At 39.3% G+C, this 19,040-nt stretch carries 17 protein-coding genes; 9 read left to right on the top strand and 8 right to left on the bottom strand.

From position 1 onward, the window contains the following. Positions 1 to 131: 131 nt before the first annotated feature. The 6 genes from A8140_RS16325 to A8140_RS16300 all read left to right on the top strand — a co-directional run bounded on the left by A8140_RS16325 (position 132) and on the right by A8140_RS16300 (position 5,443). Positions 132 to 536, top strand: coding sequence for a putative signal transducing protein (locus tag A8140_RS16325; protein ID WP_005426375.1), 405 nt, complete (start codon positions 132 to 134; stop codon positions 534 to 536). A 64-nt stretch (positions 537 to 600) separates the two neighbouring features. After that, a complete protein-coding gene (locus A8140_RS16320; protein WP_005531871.1) occupies positions 601 to 1,251 on the top strand; it encodes an HAD-IA family hydrolase in 651 nt (216 codons plus the stop codon). A 505-nt stretch (positions 1,252 to 1,756) separates the two neighbouring features. Then, entirely contained in the window at positions 1,757 to 2,509 is a 753-nt protein-coding gene (locus A8140_RS16315) for a hypothetical protein (protein ID WP_231692830.1), read from the top strand. Positions 2,510 to 2,530: 21 nt separating this feature from the next. Then, entirely contained in the window at positions 2,531 to 2,965 is a 435-nt protein-coding gene (locus A8140_RS16310; RefSeq protein WP_005537348.1) for an META domain-containing protein, read from the top strand. A gap of 108 nt (positions 2,966 to 3,073) precedes the next feature. Next, a complete protein-coding gene (locus A8140_RS16305) occupies positions 3,074 to 3,832 on the top strand; it encodes a hypothetical protein (RefSeq protein WP_038863575.1) in 759 nt (252 codons plus the stop codon). A gap of 405 nt (positions 3,833 to 4,237) precedes the next feature. Beyond that, complete coding sequence (locus tag A8140_RS16300) at positions 4,238 to 5,443, top strand: DUF3103 domain-containing protein (protein ID WP_005536618.1); 1,206 nt, start codon at positions 4,238 to 4,240, stop codon at positions 5,441 to 5,443. Positions 5,444 to 5,553: 110 nt separating this feature from the next. Here the strand turns inward: A8140_RS16300 and A8140_RS16295 are convergent, their stop codons facing one another. Together A8140_RS16295 and A8140_RS16290 are read right to left on the bottom strand one after the other, a co-directional pair. After that, positions 5,554 to 6,147 carry a cysteine dioxygenase gene (locus A8140_RS16295; RefSeq protein WP_005536619.1) on the bottom strand — a complete coding sequence of 198 codons (594 nt, stop codon included), beginning with the start codon at positions 6,145 to 6,147 and terminating at the stop codon, positions 5,554 to 5,556. 633 nt (positions 6,148 to 6,780) lie between these two features. Next, on the bottom strand, positions 6,781 to 7,503 hold the full coding sequence (locus tag A8140_RS16290; protein ID WP_005536620.1) for a hypothetical protein: 723 nt from the start codon (positions 7,501 to 7,503) through the stop codon (positions 6,781 to 6,783). Positions 7,504 to 8,095: 592 nt separating this feature from the next. On the opposite strand from A8140_RS16290, the gene A8140_RS16285 reads away from it, so the two are divergent. After that, positions 8,096 to 8,509 carry an OsmC family peroxiredoxin gene (locus tag A8140_RS16285; protein ID WP_005536621.1) on the top strand — a complete coding sequence of 138 codons (414 nt, stop codon included), beginning with the start codon at positions 8,096 to 8,098 and terminating at the stop codon, positions 8,507 to 8,509. Positions 8,510 to 8,863: 354 nt separating this feature from the next. Here the strand turns inward: A8140_RS16285 and A8140_RS16280 are convergent, their stop codons facing one another. Further along, a complete protein-coding gene (locus tag A8140_RS16280; protein WP_010647226.1) occupies positions 8,864 to 9,751 on the bottom strand; it encodes an NAD(P)-dependent oxidoreductase in 888 nt (295 codons plus the stop codon). Between the two features lie 160 nt (positions 9,752 to 9,911). Between A8140_RS16280 and A8140_RS16275 the strand changes: the two genes are divergently transcribed. Further along, on the top strand, positions 9,912 to 11,252 hold the full coding sequence (locus tag A8140_RS16275; RefSeq protein ID WP_005537225.1) for an aminotransferase-like domain-containing protein: 1,341 nt from the start codon (positions 9,912 to 9,914) through the stop codon (positions 11,250 to 11,252). Between the two features lie 162 nt (positions 11,253 to 11,414). Here A8140_RS16275 and A8140_RS16270 read toward each other — a convergent pair whose 3' ends face one another. Further along, on the bottom strand, positions 11,415 to 12,464 hold the full coding sequence (locus A8140_RS16270; protein ID WP_050566985.1) for a phosphatidylinositol-specific phospholipase C: 1,050 nt from the start codon (positions 12,462 to 12,464) through the stop codon (positions 11,415 to 11,417). A 668-nt stretch (positions 12,465 to 13,132) separates the two neighbouring features. On the opposite strand from A8140_RS16270, the gene A8140_RS16265 reads away from it, so the two are divergent. Beyond that, complete coding sequence (locus A8140_RS16265) at positions 13,133 to 15,211, top strand: TonB-dependent hemoglobin/transferrin/lactoferrin family receptor (protein WP_005536387.1); 2,079 nt, start codon at positions 13,133 to 13,135, stop codon at positions 15,209 to 15,211. A 374-nt stretch (positions 15,212 to 15,585) separates the two neighbouring features. Here the strand turns inward: A8140_RS16265 and A8140_RS16260 are convergent, their stop codons facing one another. The 4 genes from A8140_RS16260 to A8140_RS16245 form a co-directional block, all read right to left on the bottom strand. Continuing rightward, a complete protein-coding gene (locus A8140_RS16260; RefSeq protein WP_005536389.1) occupies positions 15,586 to 15,825 on the bottom strand; it encodes a VPA0252 family protein in 240 nt (79 codons plus the stop codon). Positions 15,826 to 15,912: 87 nt separating this feature from the next. Continuing rightward, on the bottom strand, positions 15,913 to 16,683 hold the full coding sequence (locus A8140_RS16255) for an SDR family NAD(P)-dependent oxidoreductase (protein ID WP_005536391.1): 771 nt from the start codon (positions 16,681 to 16,683) through the stop codon (positions 15,913 to 15,915). Between the two features lie 621 nt (positions 16,684 to 17,304). Beyond that, positions 17,305 to 17,994, bottom strand: a complete 690-nt coding sequence (locus tag A8140_RS16250) for a tryptophan 2,3-dioxygenase family protein (protein ID WP_005536393.1) — start codon at positions 17,992 to 17,994, stop codon at positions 17,305 to 17,307. A 384-nt stretch (positions 17,995 to 18,378) separates the two neighbouring features. Further along, positions 18,379 to 18,873: a DUF4865 family protein gene (locus tag A8140_RS16245; RefSeq protein WP_005536395.1), complete on the bottom strand. Its 495-nt coding sequence runs from the start codon at positions 18,871 to 18,873 to the stop codon at positions 18,379 to 18,381. Positions 18,874 to 19,040 lie beyond the last annotated feature (167 nt).

Here is a 19,040-nt window from a genome sequence, read left to right as displayed (position 1 = left end):
ATGTGCAACAAGTTTAAATTATTGAAAATATTATTCATTTACCATTGAGACGGATGACCTAACACGGCACAATGCCTCCCCAAATAAGACAAAAAGTTGTCCCGTCAACGTCATACAACAAGGAGAAGTTCATGATTGTCGTAGCGAGGTTTTCTTTTCCACATGAAGCACATATCGCCAAAGCAAACCTTGAAAGTGCTGGTATTCAGAGCTTTATCGCCGATGAGCATACCGTGAATACACAATGGCTCTACTCCAACGCTATTGGTGGTGTTCGCTTAATGGTTTCGGAAGAGGACTTTGAGGAAGCAACCGAGATCCTGAGTTGTGACTTCTCTGAAAGCCTTGAAACTCACTCCGCAGTCGCTGGAGAGAAAAAAGACCTTTGCCCTCATTGTGGAAGTAGTGATCTATCCGCCCACACAAAAGGAAAGCGACCTGCATTTCTGGTGTTCATATTGTTAGGGTTTCCACTTTTTTTCTATAAACAAGGCTACAAATGCAATCAGTGTGGTGAGTTCAGCGAGCAACTTTGAGCCATGGTATGAATATTACCTTCTCCCAACTCAAAGCAGCATTATTCGATAGGATTGAGAAATCATGATTGAGTGTAAAAAGTTTATTTTTGATGTCGATGCAACGTTAGTTGATACACAGGCCGTAATAGACAATATCTGGAAAAAGTGGTGTGAGACCGTTGGCGTCAGCTATGTTGATATGAGCCAATACATCCACGGAAGAAAAATTGAAGAAACCTTGCACTGTATATCCCCAAGTTACGCTTGTGACGTACAAGTAGAGAAAGTAAAAAGCATCGCATTGTCTGAGATGACAAAGGCACAGGCGATATCCAATGCCCATTCATTCATTTCCAACCTTAGTCCTAATGCTTGGGGTATTGCGACAAGCGGGCCAAAAAAAGTGGCGACCACCAGTCTACTAGCGTCAGGCTTTGATCTACCTAAAGTGATGATATGCGCCGAGGACGTCCTTAAGGGCAAACCAGACCCAGAACCGTTTATTAAAGCCGCACATGCACTGAATGTCACTCCGTCCGAATGTGTGGCATTCGAAGATTCCCCCTCGGGCGTGTTATCAGCGAAAAGAGCTGGATGCTTTACGGTCGCGCTACTCACTAGCCATAAAGAGGATGAATTGGAAGATGCAGACCGTATCGTGCAAGGCTTCGAATACCTATCGGTTGTTAAAAATCGGAATGACACATATTGCCTTGAAATCGCAATAACTTAAGAGTTCAAACTAACTAAGCTTAAGCAAGACACTTGATAACTTGTTTTTCAGATTTTGTAACGTTTGGGATTTAGTGCGAAACCTCACAATGCAATTGATGATTTCAATTTAATGAATAGCGTACTCTTAACGTCAAAACAAGTAGCAAAATCGGCGTTAATCTAACTGTGATATAGCTCGGTAACCTTCTTGAACTCCTTATTAAAGGACTTTTTCTACTTACTAGTAATCTGGAGACTATCATTAGGAATAGCTAATGCTTGTTAGCTATAAAAACTCTACCATTACAAATTATATACATTTTTTAACTTAGATTAATAATAATTATTATAAGTTTATATTTCAATTTTAATCATATTCTCTCTTACAGTATTATTATTATAAGCTCTAAAAAACTTGCACCTTTACTAGTATTTGATAAATATTTTGAATTTAAGTTGTTTTGAGTAATTTTTACAAATAGCATTTTGTTACAAGAAAAATCATTTCAAACTTAGAAAATATTATGCACAACCCAATCAAAATAATTTGTTTATCAATATTTTTACTTTTCTCCAATTCTGCACTGAGTTCATCATTATTTTTCAAGAATGGCTTGAACTTTTCAGGAAACTCCAATAATGAAGAGATGAAAGCTTTCTATTCATTAAATAAAGGATCCTGGGTGGATATTGCCCAATTAGATATGAGTGATACTAGCTCTCTATCTAATTTAGTGACGTATACCAATGGTGACAGGTTAAGAGTTAAAATCATGACCCCAACCAAGCGTTTTGTTAGCGAATCGGTATTAATACCAAACGATCGTAATTCCCAACCCCACATGTTTGAAATTAAAGGAACAACATTGCCAGAAGAATTACATGTTCAGGTGGATGGCGTTCTAGGACAAGGGACGATAAAACGCTCTTTCAAAACTGATTCTGGACGTCAATATCGTATTACTACCTGTGGAGGAGCAGGTGTAATCATCGCTTGTGCGGTTGGCAATTATGGTGAATTAGTAATGCAGTTCGCAGGCATAGCGACAATGCCTGTATTCTCGGGTTCATCCTATATTGATGAAAAGTTTTTCGACAAACTTGAGAAAGGTAAACAGGTCGAATTAACAGCTAGAAAAGGACACTATTTCGGCGGCTTATTCTATCACGAGGTCAAAGTTTGGGATCGAGACGTCGGTGAAATCTTTGATCTTAAAGCTGGCGGATTAGGGCTTGGTGTAGGCGACGCAATATCTATCAAATTCACACGTTGGTAATATAATAGTATTGAGAATCAAATGAAAAAATTAATTTTATCACTGAGTTTATTAGCATTTTCTGGCGTGCTGGAAGCAAGCCCTCAAGCGCTAGCAACCACAACAGAAAATGAGTTGTCGGCAACACATCAGACCGCTATAGGGCCATGGAGGCTCATCGGCATCAACGGTGAGACCCCGAAGCACAAATCATTAATACAAATTGCTCAGAAAAATATTTACGGTGATACCGGGTGTAACCGTTTTTTTGCTCAAATTATTACTTTTGAAAAAAACACATTGGAGCTTACCTCTATTTCCAATACAAGAATGGGGTGCAGCATAACTCAAGCGGCACAGGAAGCAATAATCTTAAATACTCTAGAGGAGGGGGTATCTATCGTCTATGACAGAGTCAGTGAATTACTAACTGTCAGAGGACAACACAACACACTGATCTATGCATCAGTAAAATAGGGTCATTATTTTATAAATAAAACTGCAATCTAATGATAAAGAGAACTATGCTAGATAACTCTCTTTAAAATACTTCTATCAATCATTATAAGTTAAGGGCTTAATTATATGAAAAATAATAAAAATTTATCAATACTCAGTCTTTCAGTCTTACTTCTCTCATTCAATACTTCTGCTGAAGAGTGTGATTTCAATAGTCTAATTGAAGAAATTAACATATCGAAATATGAGCAAAATTTCTCTGAATATTTTTCTCCATCCATTCTACATGAATTCAGAATGGCAAAATATAGAGAATATAACACTGTTGACTATCTACAATTTGAGATTCATGGAGAAGAACATCCTGACTTTGGAAAATTATTAAAGCAAATTATGATGGGGCATATTGCGCGTATTACCCAAGATAAATCATTGGCTGATAATTACAATATTGATACTGTCTCCGCTTCTGCTGACAGATTTAAAGCGAACATTCGATCAATATCACACCTTGATGACTACGAATTTTTTAACCAGTACTTAACGAACTCATACAGAGACTCAAGCCTTCATTATGATTTTCTTAAAGAAGCGATTACTTCTTTGTCTGTTCAGATTGATAAAACGCCGGTGAAGACTTGTGCTTATCAAGTTAATACTAATATTGGTAGAACTGACTTTGTACAAAATGTGACTTTTAAAATGAATAATGGAGTCATCGTTTCGCCTTCTCCGTTAGTATCAATGTTTGATTACCAAGCTGGTGCTTATAAGAATGAGGACATCCCGGATAATGCTGAGAGTGGAATAGATTTTGCCGATGTTCCCACTCATCTATATCCAGAAGGAGTTCAATGGTGGCGAGTCGATGATAGCAACCAATAAGTTTTGGCTAATTAATTAAAGTACTTGTCCTCAAATTAACTTTTGAAGTAACAGATCTATGCTTTATCTCTCTGAATAAGTATGAAGATCATGTTTAGCCGAGAGTTAACTGAGAGACACTCTCCTACAGAGCCGCTACAATCGTAGCGGTTCTTTCTTAGGCTCTACCTTTAAATTTTCAAGAGAGTTCCTATTTACCCCCTCCCCACTAATTACAATCCAAACAATTAATAAATTTCAAGATTTAACTCGCAAAAAATAAAAAAAAGAATCAATTTGAGAACTTGTGCCGCACACTGACATAAAAAAAACAGGCTAAATTTTGCACACATTCATGAAGTTGATAGGTTGGTCCCTGTAGGGTAAATACTCTATTAGTGATAAAAATTAAAATAAGGACTTTTTATGAGACCATCATTCTCGATCAGTATGGCGCTTGCTACCACAGTGGTTGGCTTCCATTCCTATGCAGACAGCATCAACACAACTACCTCGTCATTAACCTCAACCAACGTTGCTGAGCAAAAACAATCGTTAGCATTGCAGATCAGTGCCAGCTACGCCGATCTTGAGTCTTCTTTGAAAGCTCAGATCACCGAAAAAAGTTTATCGATGCCGATAGACAAGCTGAATTCAGCTCAGCCCTACTCGACCTTCTCTAGCGAGATGCAAAAAGCCGATCTTAGCTATCGCAAGATAAAAGGTATCAATAACTTCAGTGATTCCGTTCTTGAAATCCGCATGGCTGATGAAACCATGATTGACGCTTGGAAGGATGGTAAGAGCCCGCTGTTCGCATTCGAACCATCTGGTGACGATGCCGATTGGCAATACATTGAAGCGTATGACGTGTACGGGCAAGTTCATGAGTTAGACGTCTACCAAATGCCGGACGTTCCTGTCTTTGTGATTGATAGTGATGGCGCCAAAGAGCTCAAAGCGGGCCTGATGGCGATGCAAGCAGAGCTGAACCAGCTTGGCATAGCTACCCAAATTAATGCCGACGGTAAAAACAGTGCCGACAACACTCAAAAACAGCCTCTAATCGGCAAGGCTCGTCACTCTATATCCGAATCAGAACCGGAAGAGCTGAACACGACTCAGCTTACGAAGATTCGTTTAGCGGTGGATAGAGAACCTTGGATCTCAGGTAAAGCCGAAATCTACGCGATCGTAACGGGCGTTGATGCCAGCCGTTTAGAACCGCAAATTGACTTAGTTGAAATGCCTTATCTGGATTACAACAAGCACACCTATTACCCAAATCAAACCATCATTTTTTGGCCTCGTTACCGCTGGGGCGCAGCAGACATTATTCTGATGGAGCACGATGACGGCACCGACTATAAAGAGCTTGCAAAACTGCTTGTCAAAGCTGCAGAAGAGGTACTGAAGATGATTCCTGATCCAGAGGTACAGGGTTATGTGATCATCCCGCAGATCACTAGTAAAATCATTGAGTTGATTCCAAATAATATCTTGGTTAACGATGATGACTTTGTAGACGTGTACTACACCCTACTGCAAAAAACGCCTTATGTTGACCGCCCTGGCGCGGGTGGTAACGCGGTCGCATCTTTCGCTCCAGTCACCATACTGCCTACTGAGTAACACTTAGCACATAACTTTGGCTGATAGGACCTGCTATTGTGTATTTAGTGGCGATCTAGCCCGATAGAACGAGCGAAAGAAACGAGCCCTTCCTAAAAACAGGAAGGGCTTTAAATCTCGTAGACCCAGCACTCTTGCTGTGTATCGAGTAGTTCCGATTTACCACTTTCTATCTGATATGTATAAAACTGGTTCAGAGGAGGTGAGTAGACATGTAATGTAATAAGAGGCTCATCGTCAGCCTGTAAGTTAGATATCTGGTGTATGTCATTATCTTTGCTAACCGTCACATTACCCTCTTGATATTGGGTCGACTGAGAAGCAAAAATATGTCCATTAGCTGCCTTCTCAAACACCGTTTCTGTTGCTTCACCATGTAAAATCTTTACGCCACACGAAGTATTTAAATGATCGTGTATTTTACTTCTTTGTCCATTAAGCCAACTCAAAATTAAAACTTCGCAATGTTCACTCTTAAAAAGTCTTTGTCGAGAGTATGTCTCCTTATCAAAACTCGCCAACGACTTGATCTCTTCTTTAGTCAGTTCTACGTGATCCAGTATGAAACGGATAGAGGCTAAAGATATGGGTTTATTCGCTAGCTGTATTTGCTCTATAAACTCATGAAAGTTAAGCTTATAACCGCCATTAATTAACTCAGATAGGGTAATGGATTTCATCAGGTTGATATCAGTACGTTGCAAAATAATCACCTTGGCTATGCTTTCGCTTTTCCAAACTTGAAGTTCGAAAGTTCTCTTTGGATGATGAGAATATGGCTGATTTAACTCAGCAGAAGTCGAAGGATACTAGCACAAGAAACAAAAAATTAACATTACGCGTCGTGCATTTACATTTACACAACAAAACACCTAGTGATCTATTCTAGAATTTGTAATTGTCATATGATCATTAATTGGGCAAAAATGGCAGACTTTTTGAAAGTGCGAATAAAATGTAAAAATTATAGTGTAAAAGCCCACAATGTGAATAAACATTCAACTAGTAAAAGTTTTGGACAAAGATGGGTAGGCAGAATAAAATCTAAATAGATAACACTAGATTCGAAAATGTTCCTTGAACTCCATCAGATCCAACAATTAAACGTGCCCGTTAATGGTCGACTGTATCTGTGATCCATCAGCGTAGTCTGTTCGAGCTGCAACTTATCTCATCAAAAGTGTGGAAAATTAAGAGTTCCCTTTATTTAAACTATAAAATTTTGCTTCGTTTGGACTATTCTGACAAGTACGTTAATCTTTATCTTCAATCGTGAAAATACTGTGGATAATCAGTCGCTTTGATTTTCGCCCTTAAGGGCTACGACGACAATACTTTTAGAAGCACTTCATGCTACTTTCAAATTCAGTAAAAGCCACTCTAATTAGCTTACATTCATCGTTTTTATTGCGGCTGGCTGATTTTTTTTCTGAAAACGACACCCTATCCCCATCAAGCTCTGCATATATATCCGTCCCCCACGTATACCCAAAGTCTTTCGCCATAGTGCTTATATCACAACTAAAATATCTAGCCTTTCCCCCTAACCTAGAACGCATATACTGAACGATTTTCTTATCAGATTTCCAACCCATCTTGTTGTACTCATAGTGTTGTTCAAAGTTTCCAACTAAGTACCACGAGGTACAGCCATCAGCTCCACCAGATTTCAGTATCTCGAAAGTTTTTTCAATTTCATCCTTAGATGCTCCAGGAGAAATATGCGTGCCTATTATTCCGATGTTAGGTACAACTCCTGTTATGGTGATACATTGAATCACTCCTGGATATATGATTCTTTTTCCTGCAGCTGAGACTACATATTCATGCACTTTTTGCTCTTCTTCAATTGGGTGGAGCTTAGCTGTTACCCTCATCTCTTTATTTAATTGCCTCTCGCTTCTATTGGGAAGTGCTTTCGCTCGATTACGAGCCCATCGTTTCTCATCTTCGGCTGAATAAGTTAGTTCATTTCTGCGTTCAGTGCGCTGGCGTGCTGCACGTTCTCTTGTGTTTTCTTGTATCTCTTCTGAAGCTACAGGAGCGGATTCATATCTCATGGTGTCGGCTTTACTGATGTAAAAAGATAAGAGCCATATTGCCAGTGCTTTATTGGCATCAGCAAGGTGCCCCGACAATTAGATGATGAAAAGGGTTAATTTCAAGGGCAAAACAATCGAAATGAAGTCTCAAATCACGTTGAATTACAGTATACAAATAAGTTTTTATAGGTACACAAACGAGTCTCATTGATAGTGTATCGTAGACAAGACGGACCACGATTATGTTATCTGTAGAGCAACTAACTATATTTCTTTAGTAAAGAAAGCTAGCGCCCATAGAAACTCAGGTGATATCTTCAGCCCCTTACGCTTCTTAACCTCCTAGTTACCCCCTGAACCAGCAGGTTCGGAATCACAGGTATCTTGTGTTTGCTGCCCGTCGGACATTTAAACTCAATTCCCGCTTTAGGCACTCAATCCGACCAATAATCCTTTATCCAAGGGATCAAACCTATTTACTAGTAGGTAGTTTGATGTTATTGTCATTACCAGCGATAACAAACGTCGCTTTTTACAGCACTTAGGTATGCAATGCATAGATCCTATGTGTATCCATTAGAGTTTATAACTATGAATGTGAGGAAAAATAATGTCAGTACAACAAGCTAATGCAGTATGGCAAGGCACATTAAAATCTGGCAAAGGTGTAATGAAATACGGCGAAATAGAAGGTCCATTTACTTTTGCCTCTCGCTTTGAAACAGGTCCGGGAACAAATCCAGAAGAGTTAGTTGGTGCAGCTCACGCTGGCTGTTATTCGATGTTTCTATCTGCTTTATTGTCAGAAAAAGGTTTCAATCCAAACATTAATACGCAAGCGAAAGTTCACTTAGGTGAAGAGGATGGTCCAAAGATCACTCACATTGAGCTTGACTCTAAAGTATCTGCTGAGGGCTTAGAAGAGAAACTCTTACAAGAGCTTGGCGCACTAGCTAAAGAAAAATGTCCTATTTCACGCCTTTTTTCTGGCGCAGAAATATCCTTGACACTTACTCTTGTTTAGATTGAGAACACTATACTTAATTAACCTAATCCCGAGCCGATTGCTTAGACCCACGAATTAATATTCATCTATGGTTAATAAAAGAATTGACAGCAGATATCTGCTGTCAATTAAAGGCAAATATTATGAATTTTTATTTGATAGGATCATAAAGCGACCTGTTGCTAGACCGTAAATTCCGTCATAAGAGCCAATTGAGGCGGTAACCCTACCAACATAAACAGGAAACTAAAATAAGTCCCCCTCCTCGGACTACGGAGTCAGTGAAGCTGGTAACAAAGGCCTATAACATTAATAGTATTGGTATGAAAAACCTGCCATCACTTCCTTCCCATTTCATAGTAATCTCGCCAATTATTCACTTCCACATGCTTTTATCAGCACTGATGTATCAAGACGACCAAGGCCTCTTTCTTGTAAGGAGAGGTATTGACGATCAACTTCTTGAGTAAGAGGGAGAGACAATCCATTTTTTTCTGCTTCGTCAAGACAAAACTTGAGGTCTTTGCGCATCCAGTCAATTGCAAACCCAAAGTCAAACTTGTTCTGAGACATAGTAACTGCACGGTTTGCCATCTGCCATGAACCTGCTGCTCCGTGCTTTAAAACATCCACAACCTGTTCCATATTCAGACCTGATTTCTGGGCAAGAAGCACCGCTTCACTGAGTCCTTTTAAAACTCCAGCGATACATATCTGATTAACCATCTTACATCTCTGGCCTTGTCCGTTATCACCCAGCAGAACAGCTTGTTTTGAATAACTTGAAAGTACTGGCAAAGCGGCGTTAAAAACATCTTTTTGACCACCGCACATGATGGTTAATGCGCCATTGTCAGCTCCTGCTTGACCACCTGACACCGGAGCATCAATAAAATGTATGCCCCTCTCTGCACACTTAGAAGCAAGCTCTTCAGCCAACTCAGCTGAAGTTGTTGTGTGATCCAGTAATACCGAACCTGCACGCATACTATTCAGAATACCTGTATCACCGTATACCACACTTCGAACGTCATCATCATTTCCGACACAAATCGCAACAACATCAGCCCCCTCAGACGCTTCTGATGGTGTAACCGCAAATTTCCCCTGATATTCAGTTGTCCAGTTTTGAGCTTTTGAAACCGTACGATTATAAACGGTAACGTCAAAACCACGATTTGAGAGGTGACCGGCCATTGGATACCCCATTACCCCCAAACCAATGAAAGCAATCTTTGAAATTTTATTTGAATTATTCATTTCTTTTCCTTTTGACTAGGATGAACACAACATTGACATACACTAATCGATCACATTGACATATGTCAATGTGATCGATTTACTTATGTTTAAAATTTTTTAAATGAATTAAACTAGATATCTATCTTTGAAAATTATGGAAGTATCTTCAGGAGCACCAGTGAGCAACGCCAAGTTTGTCAAAATTGCCAAGGTTATCGAGAGTCGTATAGAAACTGGGGAATATCAACCTAACTCAAAGCTTCCGACTCACAGGGTTCTTGCTGATGAATTAAAGACAACACCAGCGACCGTTGCCAAAGCTTACAGCCTACTCGCAAAAAAAGGGAAAATTGAATCATACGTTGGCCGGGGAACTTATGTGAGTGAAAAGTCTGGTTTAGGTAAAGCGATTCAAGCCCCTGAACATAGCGATAGCTATAATTTTTCTATTCTTCAGCCTTGTCTGCACAAAAATGTCGACTCGCTTCAGCGAGCTTACCAGTCCACAGCGATGACAATCACGTCGGAACTGATCGGCTATGTCGAGCATTCAGGGCATGAAATCCATCGTCAAGCCGGCGCAACTTGGGCTGAACATTATGGTCTCGAAGGCGGGAATGCAAACAATACGATCCTAACCAATGGAGCACAACATGCGCTGTCGTTACTCATCGATGCAATGACTAAGCCTGGCGATACTATTGCTGTAGAGTCTCTCACTTACCCCGGTATTTTTGCTATAGCCAATCTTTCTCAGCGCAATATAGTTGGGGTTCCGATGGATGCATATGGTGTTTCCCCGGACGCTTTAGACTCGGTTATTACAATGCACAAGCCTAAATTGGTGATTATCCTTCCGTCGCACCAGAACCCGACCGGAATCACTATGCCAGAATTTCGCCGGGAAGAGCTTGCAAGGGTTATTCGTCGACATAACATATGGCTCGTTGAAGATGATATTTACTGTTTTCTTGATGAGACGCCAATACCCGCAATCAGTAACTATATTCCAGAACTCTCTTTTCATATATCTGCCTTATCAAAAGCAATCAGTCCCGCTATGAGATGTGGATACATCAAAGCCCCCGATAGTCAAGTTGCTTTGCTAAATGCCTACATACGCTCGACTATATGGCTTCCGTCTCCGATTAACTTTAATGCTGCAACACACCTTATTGAAACAGGAGAAGCATTTGATTTGGCCAACACTCAACGTAGCACTGCTCAAGAAAGGCAGTTAATAGCTCGTGAAATCATACCTACGATTAAATGTCGATCCACCGGTTATCATATCTGGTTGCCTTTACCAGAACAGTGGAAAGCGGAACACCTAGTTCAACAAGCTAAACATCACAATATCCTTGTCAGCAGCGGGAGCTATTTTGATGTAAACGGAATAGAAGCGGGTCATATCCGTCTTTCATTAATGAAAGTTAACACTGAAGCAAGATTACGAGAAGGTCTTAATAAATTAAAGTCTCTAATGGATTCAAACGTAAATACTATGCTCCCTTTCTAGTCTGTGGCTAGATGTATTGATTAATTAGAGCCTTAACTGCTGTAAATAAAGTTTGGATAGGACACAAAAAATATTCTCCATGCATACGCTTTTTGCAGAATCCGAATAAATTTGAAGAGCACATCAGCTCATATCAGGCGAAGTTTCAATTTTAAACTCACATTAGCGAAGCTCATCTTTCGTTATGTAGTATCCATTTCTTAGATTTATATTGATGATGGCATTAATTAAACCGGAACCGGGAAAATCAGCAACAACGATTCCCACATATTCTAGCCTATTATCTATAATATAATTTTTGGTCAGAGTATTAGTTCCTTCAAAAGCAATTGAGCAAAGACCGATAGAGCAACCAACTCTCGGGAAATCTGGATAGATACTTCCCCATTCTTGAGTTATTAAGCCAGTCAAAAGCCTAGGTGCCTTTGTTTCTTGATAGGAGTGACCACTTGCTACAAAGTATGGGAAGGCTCCTGTACTACCAGAAAGAAAATTGATCTGTGACTGTTTATTTTTATTTGCTTTGATTAAATGCTCTTTTACTTTCAGCCATTTGGCATATAAGTCCCAATTTGAAGTGAGTTTGTGGTCATCTTGTATGCTGAACGTATTGTGGTAGTCCAACCCGAACCATCCATATTTTCGTGAAGCAAAATTCTGCAGAAACACAATTTTCCCTCTAACTTCTTTAATCATTGGATTTTCAGCCTTAGATTTAGGTATCCAAATTATATTACTATTGCTGTTTACATACCTATTAAAAGTATCTTCAAAGGTTTCAGAGTTATTTTTAGCACTATATTCCTCTTTTACTCTTATAAAAACAAACTCTGTAGGGTTATTTTCTAAAAATGATTTAACCACTAAAAGAATATCTCCAAACATCTGCCTTTGATAAAATGGTCCATGATGTATAGCAAAAGCATTACCTATATGTCTTAATCTTATATCGAGAAATCGGATGCCTGCATCTAACTGCTGATTTATTGATAGTGTTTGGTTTCTTGGTATATCACCACCATAAAGCGCAGCAGAACCGTGTGTGCCTGGAATGGATATATTTCGAATTTTTACATCGTTATTAATTTTATTCATCCAGGGCTTATTAATCGGTAAGTCTGAGGTACCGTAATAATATGCGTTATCGTTATGTGCAAAAGACAGAAAGCTGATTGAAAGAGTACTAATGATTATGAGCATTCTGATTGTCATGGTAATACGTCCTTGTTTAATTGATAAACTTGATATAAAAATTCATAGAACAATAGCTACCGGCGCATTTTAAAAACAAAAAAACTATTTTACAAATTTTAATAATTTAATAAAAACTAATTAATCTGAGCATGTTATGTAGGGTAATATCAAGAGATGATTCTAACCTGAAGCTTTCATTAAGAGTGATTAGATTTCGCTACGAGCTATTTTTGATTGACAAGTGGTGCTTTTGCCATAATACCAGCAATACACGCCAATTTATTTTTTCAATATTTTATTTTTCTATGTTGTCTTGTCATCTTTGCAATTAGTTATTCTACTCTTGAAAGTTGGAGGATATAGATAACTCATCTTCCAAGCTTTTCTATAAAACTTTGGAACACCGCCACTAGCAATCCAGTTAATTAGCAAGCCCTAAACAAGCACTTCAAAAAACAAACATAAATTTCGCGACATAGATCACACCACCAATGCTTGGAAAAAATTAAAAATGTAAACTCAGTCAATATAACAGATTGATATTTCGAAACTAAATCTGCGATAGTTTAATTTTCACTCATGATCTGACAGAAAAATAACAATACAAATGATAGTAATTATCATTTTCATAAAATAATATGCCGCTCGTTGTTTTTGCTTCCTGTAGACTTAAGGTATTGAAGTAAATGTATAAAAAATCAATTTTGTCAGCATCTATTCTTATTGCCCTCTCGCAAGGTGCCTACGCTGAGGGTACATCCACGTTTAATGAAGTCGTTGTCTCAGCGACTCGTACAAACAACCAGATTGAAGATACTGCGGCATCAGTTGCAGTTGTCACAGATGAAAACATCGAAGAAAGTATGATAACTGGTCTTGATGAGCTTTTCGAATACACCCCGGGGGTTACGGTCAAAACTAATCCTCGACAAGGCGTTCAAAGTATCAATATCCGAGGTATCGAAGGTAACCGAATCAAAGTGCTAGTTGACGGCGTTTCCCAAGGTAACCAATTCGAATCCGGCAGTAACTTTATTAACTCGTCTCGCGTCGAAGTCGACACTGATCTTGTTAAAGCAGTAGAAGTGGTGAAAGGTGCAGCCTCATCCTTGCATGGTTCTGATGCGATTGGTGGTATTGTTGCCTTTGAAACTAAAGATCCCTCAGACTTTTTAAAAGGTCGCGATTTTGGTGGTCACGCGAAATTTAACTATTCTTCAGAAGACAACACCTTCAGTGAATCAGTTGCACTAGCAAATAAAACTGGCGAGCTCGAGTCATTAGTTGCTTACACTCGCCGAGATGGCAATGAGCTTGATAACTTCGGTGATTTGCTCGACGCCGATACCGCTGCAAATAACTTATTAGTTAAATTACAATACCAGTTAAATGCAGATCATAGGCTTGAATTTAGCGGTAACTATATTCGCAATGAAAATGATGGCAATCAGTCATACAGTGGCTACACAGATGGACGAAGCGAAGATACAACAGAACAATATCAAGTTGGTATAAAGCATATTTGGGATGCTCAAGCATCAGTTGCTGATACATTAACGTGGCAACTAGATTACTTAAGTAAAGATGAAAGAGGCTTAACACATCGTGTTAAAGGTATAAATAATCAGCTTAAAGACTATACATACAGCGATGAAGGACTCCAGTTTGACATGCAGTTAGATAAGTATCTAACGTTTGGTGATACTGAGCATTATATCGTCTACGGTGCATCTTATTTAGGTAAAGACATTAAAAATATAAATAACGAATACAACAGCTCAAGTCCTGATAGAGAAATGTTTTACATGCCATCAGCCACTGAGCATCGTTATGGGTTCTTCCTTCAGGATGAGATTACGGCAGGAAACTTTACTGTTACTCCGGGTATTCGTTACGATTCGTTTGAAACCGATCCTGGTGATGCAAGTGCTAACCAAAGTGGTAACACTCAAGACGAGTACCAAAAACACTCCGATTCTGCATTCACTGCTCGCCTAGGTACTTTATATAGGTTAAACGAAACACACAGCTTGTTTGCACAAGTCAGCCAAGGCTTCCGCGCTCCAGATTTCAAAGAACTCTTTTACTCATATGGCCATTCAGACGCGGGTTACATAAACAAACCAAACCCAGATCTTAAGGCAGAAGAAAGTATTTCCTATGAATTTGGCTGGCGTCACAACAACGAGTTCTCGAGCAGTGAGGTCTCTCTATTCTACAGCGACTACGAAAACTTTATCGAATACCGAACGATCAAGGGCGATTGGACGGACGAAAGCCCAGCGATAAACCAATATGTGAACGTTGGCAAAGCAACAATCAAAGGTATTGAATTCTCCAATCAACTGTCTTGGGATAAGTTCATGCCAGTTAAGGGCTTTAGCTCTCGAGTTGCTGCAGCTTATACAGAGGGTGAAAATGGGGATAACGATCCGCTTAACAGCGTTAATCCTTGGAATATAGTTGCTGGCTTAAATTACGACTCTGAACAGGATTGGGGCTCTTCATTAACGGTCAATTACATTGCCTCAAAAGATAGTAGCGATATCGACGGTGAAAATATCTTACCAATTTCTTCAGCAACGGTTATCGACGTAACCGCATACTATAAACCAATCCAAGATCTGACTCTTCGAGCAGGTGTATTTAATGTGGCAGACGAAGAATACTATAATTGGAATGATGTACGCGGCGTAGAAACTGAAAATAAAGATCTCACACAAGCAGGTCGTAACTGGGCTATCACGGCAAAATATGAATTCTAGTCAACTCTCATAAATACAAAAAGCCCGACAAGCTTGTCGGGTTTTTTGTACTTTCATCCCTACGCCACCGGAAACACAACTCTCTCGCTGAATTCTACACCTAGGTGCTTGTTGCAAAAACCAAACAACCTACAAGATCTTCACTAGGATTCTAACTGAACAATAGTTATGACCAAACTCGGCTTTAGACGGCGACATTTCCCCTTAACTAATCTAGATTTGCCTTCATTGGTATGACTCTAATTCCATGATAAATACTAAGTTTGGTGATGCGCTTTCAGAAGGAGATATTCCTGTTAATCACACCACCTCTCCACCAGCCAAAAAATGGAAAACAGCCGCCCGAAAGCACAGTATTTTCATCGCATGATGAGTTAATCACGACGACCTTTCAATTGAAATTTTGGGTCATGTAAGGTATTGGCACTGAATTTCCAACCACCATTAGACGCTCTATTCCTTCCTTTGACAGTCAAATCAGACTCAACACGCTCTACCTTTACTTGATTGCCCTCACTCGTTTTCATGTCAACAGTTCCTGTATAGGCGCCATCCGCAGCAAAAACAACATTCATTGAAGCAACCATTAATCCAAGTACAATTACCTTATGCATATATTAGCCCTTTATTTTTTCAATTTTTATTCGGTTAGTTACGGTATTTCTTTTATAAATCAGCTTTCACATCTTTAAAGGTCCGGTTTAGTTTCGACCCGCCATAACGCCGCCATCGACATTTAAAATCGTACCCGTTACCCAAGAAGACTTATTTGACAACAGATATTCAATCGCATCAGCAACATCGTCTGTAGAACCAATACGACCGATTGGGTGAAAATCATTAAAGCCTTCTAGTGCTGATTCAATCTCATCTTCAGCGATGAATGACTTATAAATTGTCGACATCACGACTGCTGGAGCCACAGCGTTTACACGTACACCGTGGTCGCCTAGTTCAATGGCCAAATTTTTTGTCAGTGCATGCAGTGCCGCTTTCTGCATAGAGTAAGCTGAAGAAGGCGTTGCTTTAATTGCTTGATGTGCCCACATAGAACCGATGTTTACAATGGCGCCACCACCGTGTTGTTTCATATTTTTCGCAACGGCTTGTGTAATGAAGAAGAAAGCACGGTTCATATCTAACTGAAGGTCGTAATCTTGCTCAGAATGCTCTAGGAAATCGACAGGTTTAAAGAAACCAGCTGCGTTCACCAAGTAGCCAATGTGACGTTTTTCTGCATTTAACTGTTCAATAAAGCTTTGAACAGCAGAAGGGTCGTATAAATCAACCTGAGCAGTTTCAACATGACCATTCGTGGTTGATTCCAGATCCAATTTTGCTTCAGCAAGATTCTGTTTGTCATGAGAGAGAATCATTACAGGCACACCAGACTTAAGCAGTCGCTCTGCTGTTGCTTTACCCATACCAGAAGAACCGCCAACAATTAGTGCAATAGAAGATGTGTTAAACATAATGAAATCCTTAATTTAAAAACTACCTATCAATAGGTAGTTAGTTTATTCAAAAAAATGGAGGAGTAGTAGAGACCATCTCCTCGTCAGTGGGTGTACTTTAAGATCAGTTCGGTTTCACGTCAATAACTTTATCTACCTACTAGAAGGTAGTTATTATGAATTCCACTATAAGCTCTTTCAAATCAGCAAGATAGGGACAATCAATTTTATAAAAATACTTATTTGGCCTTGTTGAAAAATCTCTAAAACACCAATTGAAGAGTCAAATCCATATTTTTCCAAGACTCAGTTTTTAGACATAAAAAAGCATTGTTACTTGAATCCGTAGAACTAAATAAAAAAACTCTACTCTGCAACACCTCTCAGTTATCCGAGCTCCATACCTGAAATTACAAAGCAACTAACTGGCAGCAGTACAACAAAGCCGCTCTGCCTTCCTCAACAAACTTTTTAACATATTTAGAATTTACGAAGGAATTGAGGTGCTCATACGGGCACCTCACAAATAACTTCCATCCCTTGCAACAATCCGAATCAGTGAGCCATAAAAGTACACCAGTAAAAACTTTTACATCGGAATGTATTTATCAAAACTCAACTGTGAGAGCGTTACTATGATTAGTAAACCGAAGAAGTTAACTTAGTTCTTACTTGCCAAACTTGAGGAAAGAATTGGCGATCAATCAATCTGGTTAACTTCTCAATCGGCTTACCTCTGGTTCCTTGAGTATTCATCCCCAAAGTTCTAACGGCAAGTTTGTAATGATATGTGCGCCATAAGCTGACATTCTCATCCCAGTCAATCAAAGATTCCATCAAAGCGAATAATGGAGTATGGGTTTGCGATTTGTATAGGTTGACAAGGTCAATGTCTTTCTCTGACAAATAAGTCTCCACCGCAATGTTTAACTGCTTGGCTATAGACTGAGTTTCACGCCAACCCGGTGATTCTATACCTGAGCCATTACCCAGTGCAGGCCGTATACCTTGGAAATCCCATGGAGTCATAGACTTTAATATACTCAATTGCTCGATGATCTGAGCAACTGCCAGTGCTGCTCTTCTGACATGAGTCATGGCTTGTTGAATTTTTTCCTGTTCTATCGATGATCTTGCCTGCTTCAACTCATAGCAACTTAGTTTGAGCCATAGCTCCGTCGATTGATGCACAATTTGAAACATCATCTCATCCTTATGGATCAGCTTTTCATCAGGCAGTTGAAGTGACAACAAAACATCGGTCTTCATGTAGCGTGCATAATCATTACGCCCTTCACCATCTAATACTGCACAGTTATCCGTTTTCATTGATTCTAAACCTCAAAAAATCAACATCTTAATGGCTAGAAAATAAAATAAGCAACCAAATGCATATTAAATCTAAGAAGTGTTAGCTAGTTCTAAATAAGCTTAACTATTAATAAATGGACGCTCATTTAACAATAACCTAGAGTCCCTTTACGGGTAGAATACAACAAGCCAATACAAAAAATTAAAGACATATATCAATGAAACTCAAAGCAACATGCTCAGGTAAGTTTTGGTCGCCGATCTATGTTGGTTTAACTGATCGTATACAAAACGCAGGTTCTATCATTTTGAGTCTCTCTCGCGGCACTCTCGAGTTGAGAAGTGCCATAAGTGCAAATTGCAGTCTTTTAGTTTTTGGGAGCAGCGCGTTAGAACTTCTAACTAAGTATCATTTTGACCATGAGCAACATAGCCCACAGAGTAAACTTCTCCCCTGCTATCATTAATGCCGTCAGAACTACTCAACCACGTCACCCCAATTGTTTCCCACGAAGTATAGTTTAGTCCGTGAACATCTTTAGGCTGACTCAGATTCTTATAAATGCACGCAAGGGAGTGTTGAGAGGTCGGCACCGTTGGCTCCTCATCAACATACCATACTTCAACCTTCGGGCGACCAAAATGTTCACAAACCGCTTTAAAACCATCACTTTGAAGAAATGAGGCCATTGCATGATGATCTCTCCAAACATAAAAAGGCGCATAACTATTTATAGGATTTTCATAACTTTTAGCATCTTTACGTGAATATAGAAAAGCCTTCAAAATTAACCCTGGAACCCCATCAAAAAGGTGACCTTTTTCTTGAATTCTTTTCTCAATAGACTCCATCGGATAATCAGATGGAAGAACTACTTTATATTGCATAGCGATCATTTCTATCTCCTATTTACTGAATACTCTATCTAAGCTAACGGCGTTACTTACACGCTTAATCACACTGTCAGTTGCAAACCACCGAACATAAAAAGCCAAATGAGTTAACGTTTCTTTGAATTCTCTGTTAGTGATCCCGTAAGTTGTTGCGAGATCTATGTGCGGGG

The organism is Vibrio campbellii CAIM 519 = NBRC 15631 = ATCC 25920 (assembly GCF_002163755.1).
Classification (GTDB): Bacteria; Pseudomonadota; Gammaproteobacteria; order Enterobacterales; family Vibrionaceae; genus Vibrio; species Vibrio campbellii.
The sequence above is the reverse complement of the archived record's forward strand: the minus strand, read 5'-3'. Positions and strand labels throughout refer to the sequence as shown.

Bases quoted from the DNA above. Each gene is read 5' to 3' on its own strand.
- A8140_RS16325 (WP_005426375.1), top strand. From the start codon at position 132: ATGATTGTCGTAGCGAGGTTTTCTTTTCCACATGAAGCACATATCGCC.
- A8140_RS16320 (WP_005531871.1), top strand. From the start codon at position 601: ATGATTGAGTGTAAAAAGTTTATTTTTGATGTCGATGCAACGTTAGTT.
- A8140_RS16315 (WP_231692830.1), top strand. From the start codon at position 1,757: ATGCACAACCCAATCAAAATAATTTGTTTATCAATATTTTTACTTTTC.
- A8140_RS16310 (WP_005537348.1), top strand. From the start codon at position 2,531: ATGAAAAAATTAATTTTATCACTGAGTTTATTAGCATTTTCTGGCGTG.
- A8140_RS16305 (WP_038863575.1), top strand. From the start codon at position 3,074: ATGAAAAATAATAAAAATTTATCAATACTCAGTCTTTCAGTCTTACTT.
- A8140_RS16300 (WP_005536618.1), top strand. From the start codon at position 4,238: ATGAGACCATCATTCTCGATCAGTATGGCGCTTGCTACCACAGTGGTT.
- A8140_RS16290 (WP_005536620.1), bottom strand. From the start codon at position 7,503: ATGAGATATGAATCCGCTCCTGTAGCTTCAGAAGAGATACAAGAAAAC.
- A8140_RS16285 (WP_005536621.1), top strand. From the start codon at position 8,096: ATGTCAGTACAACAAGCTAATGCAGTATGGCAAGGCACATTAAAATCT.
- A8140_RS16280 (WP_010647226.1), bottom strand. From the start codon at position 9,751: ATGAATAATTCAAATAAAATTTCAAAGATTGCTTTCATTGGTTTGGGG.
- A8140_RS16270 (WP_050566985.1), bottom strand. From the start codon at position 12,464: ATGACAATCAGAATGCTCATAATCATTAGTACTCTTTCAATCAGCTTT.
- A8140_RS16265 (WP_005536387.1), top strand. From the start codon at position 13,133: ATGTATAAAAAATCAATTTTGTCAGCATCTATTCTTATTGCCCTCTCG.
- A8140_RS16260 (WP_005536389.1), bottom strand. From the start codon at position 15,825: ATGCATAAGGTAATTGTACTTGGATTAATGGTTGCTTCAATGAATGTT.
- A8140_RS16255 (WP_005536391.1), bottom strand. From the start codon at position 16,683: ATGTTTAACACATCTTCTATTGCACTAATTGTTGGCGGTTCTTCTGGT.
- A8140_RS16250 (WP_005536393.1), bottom strand. From the start codon at position 17,994: ATGAAAACGGATAACTGTGCAGTATTAGATGGTGAAGGGCGTAATGAT.
- A8140_RS16245 (WP_005536395.1), bottom strand. From the start codon at position 18,873: ATGATCGCTATGCAATATAAAGTAGTTCTTCCATCTGATTATCCGATG.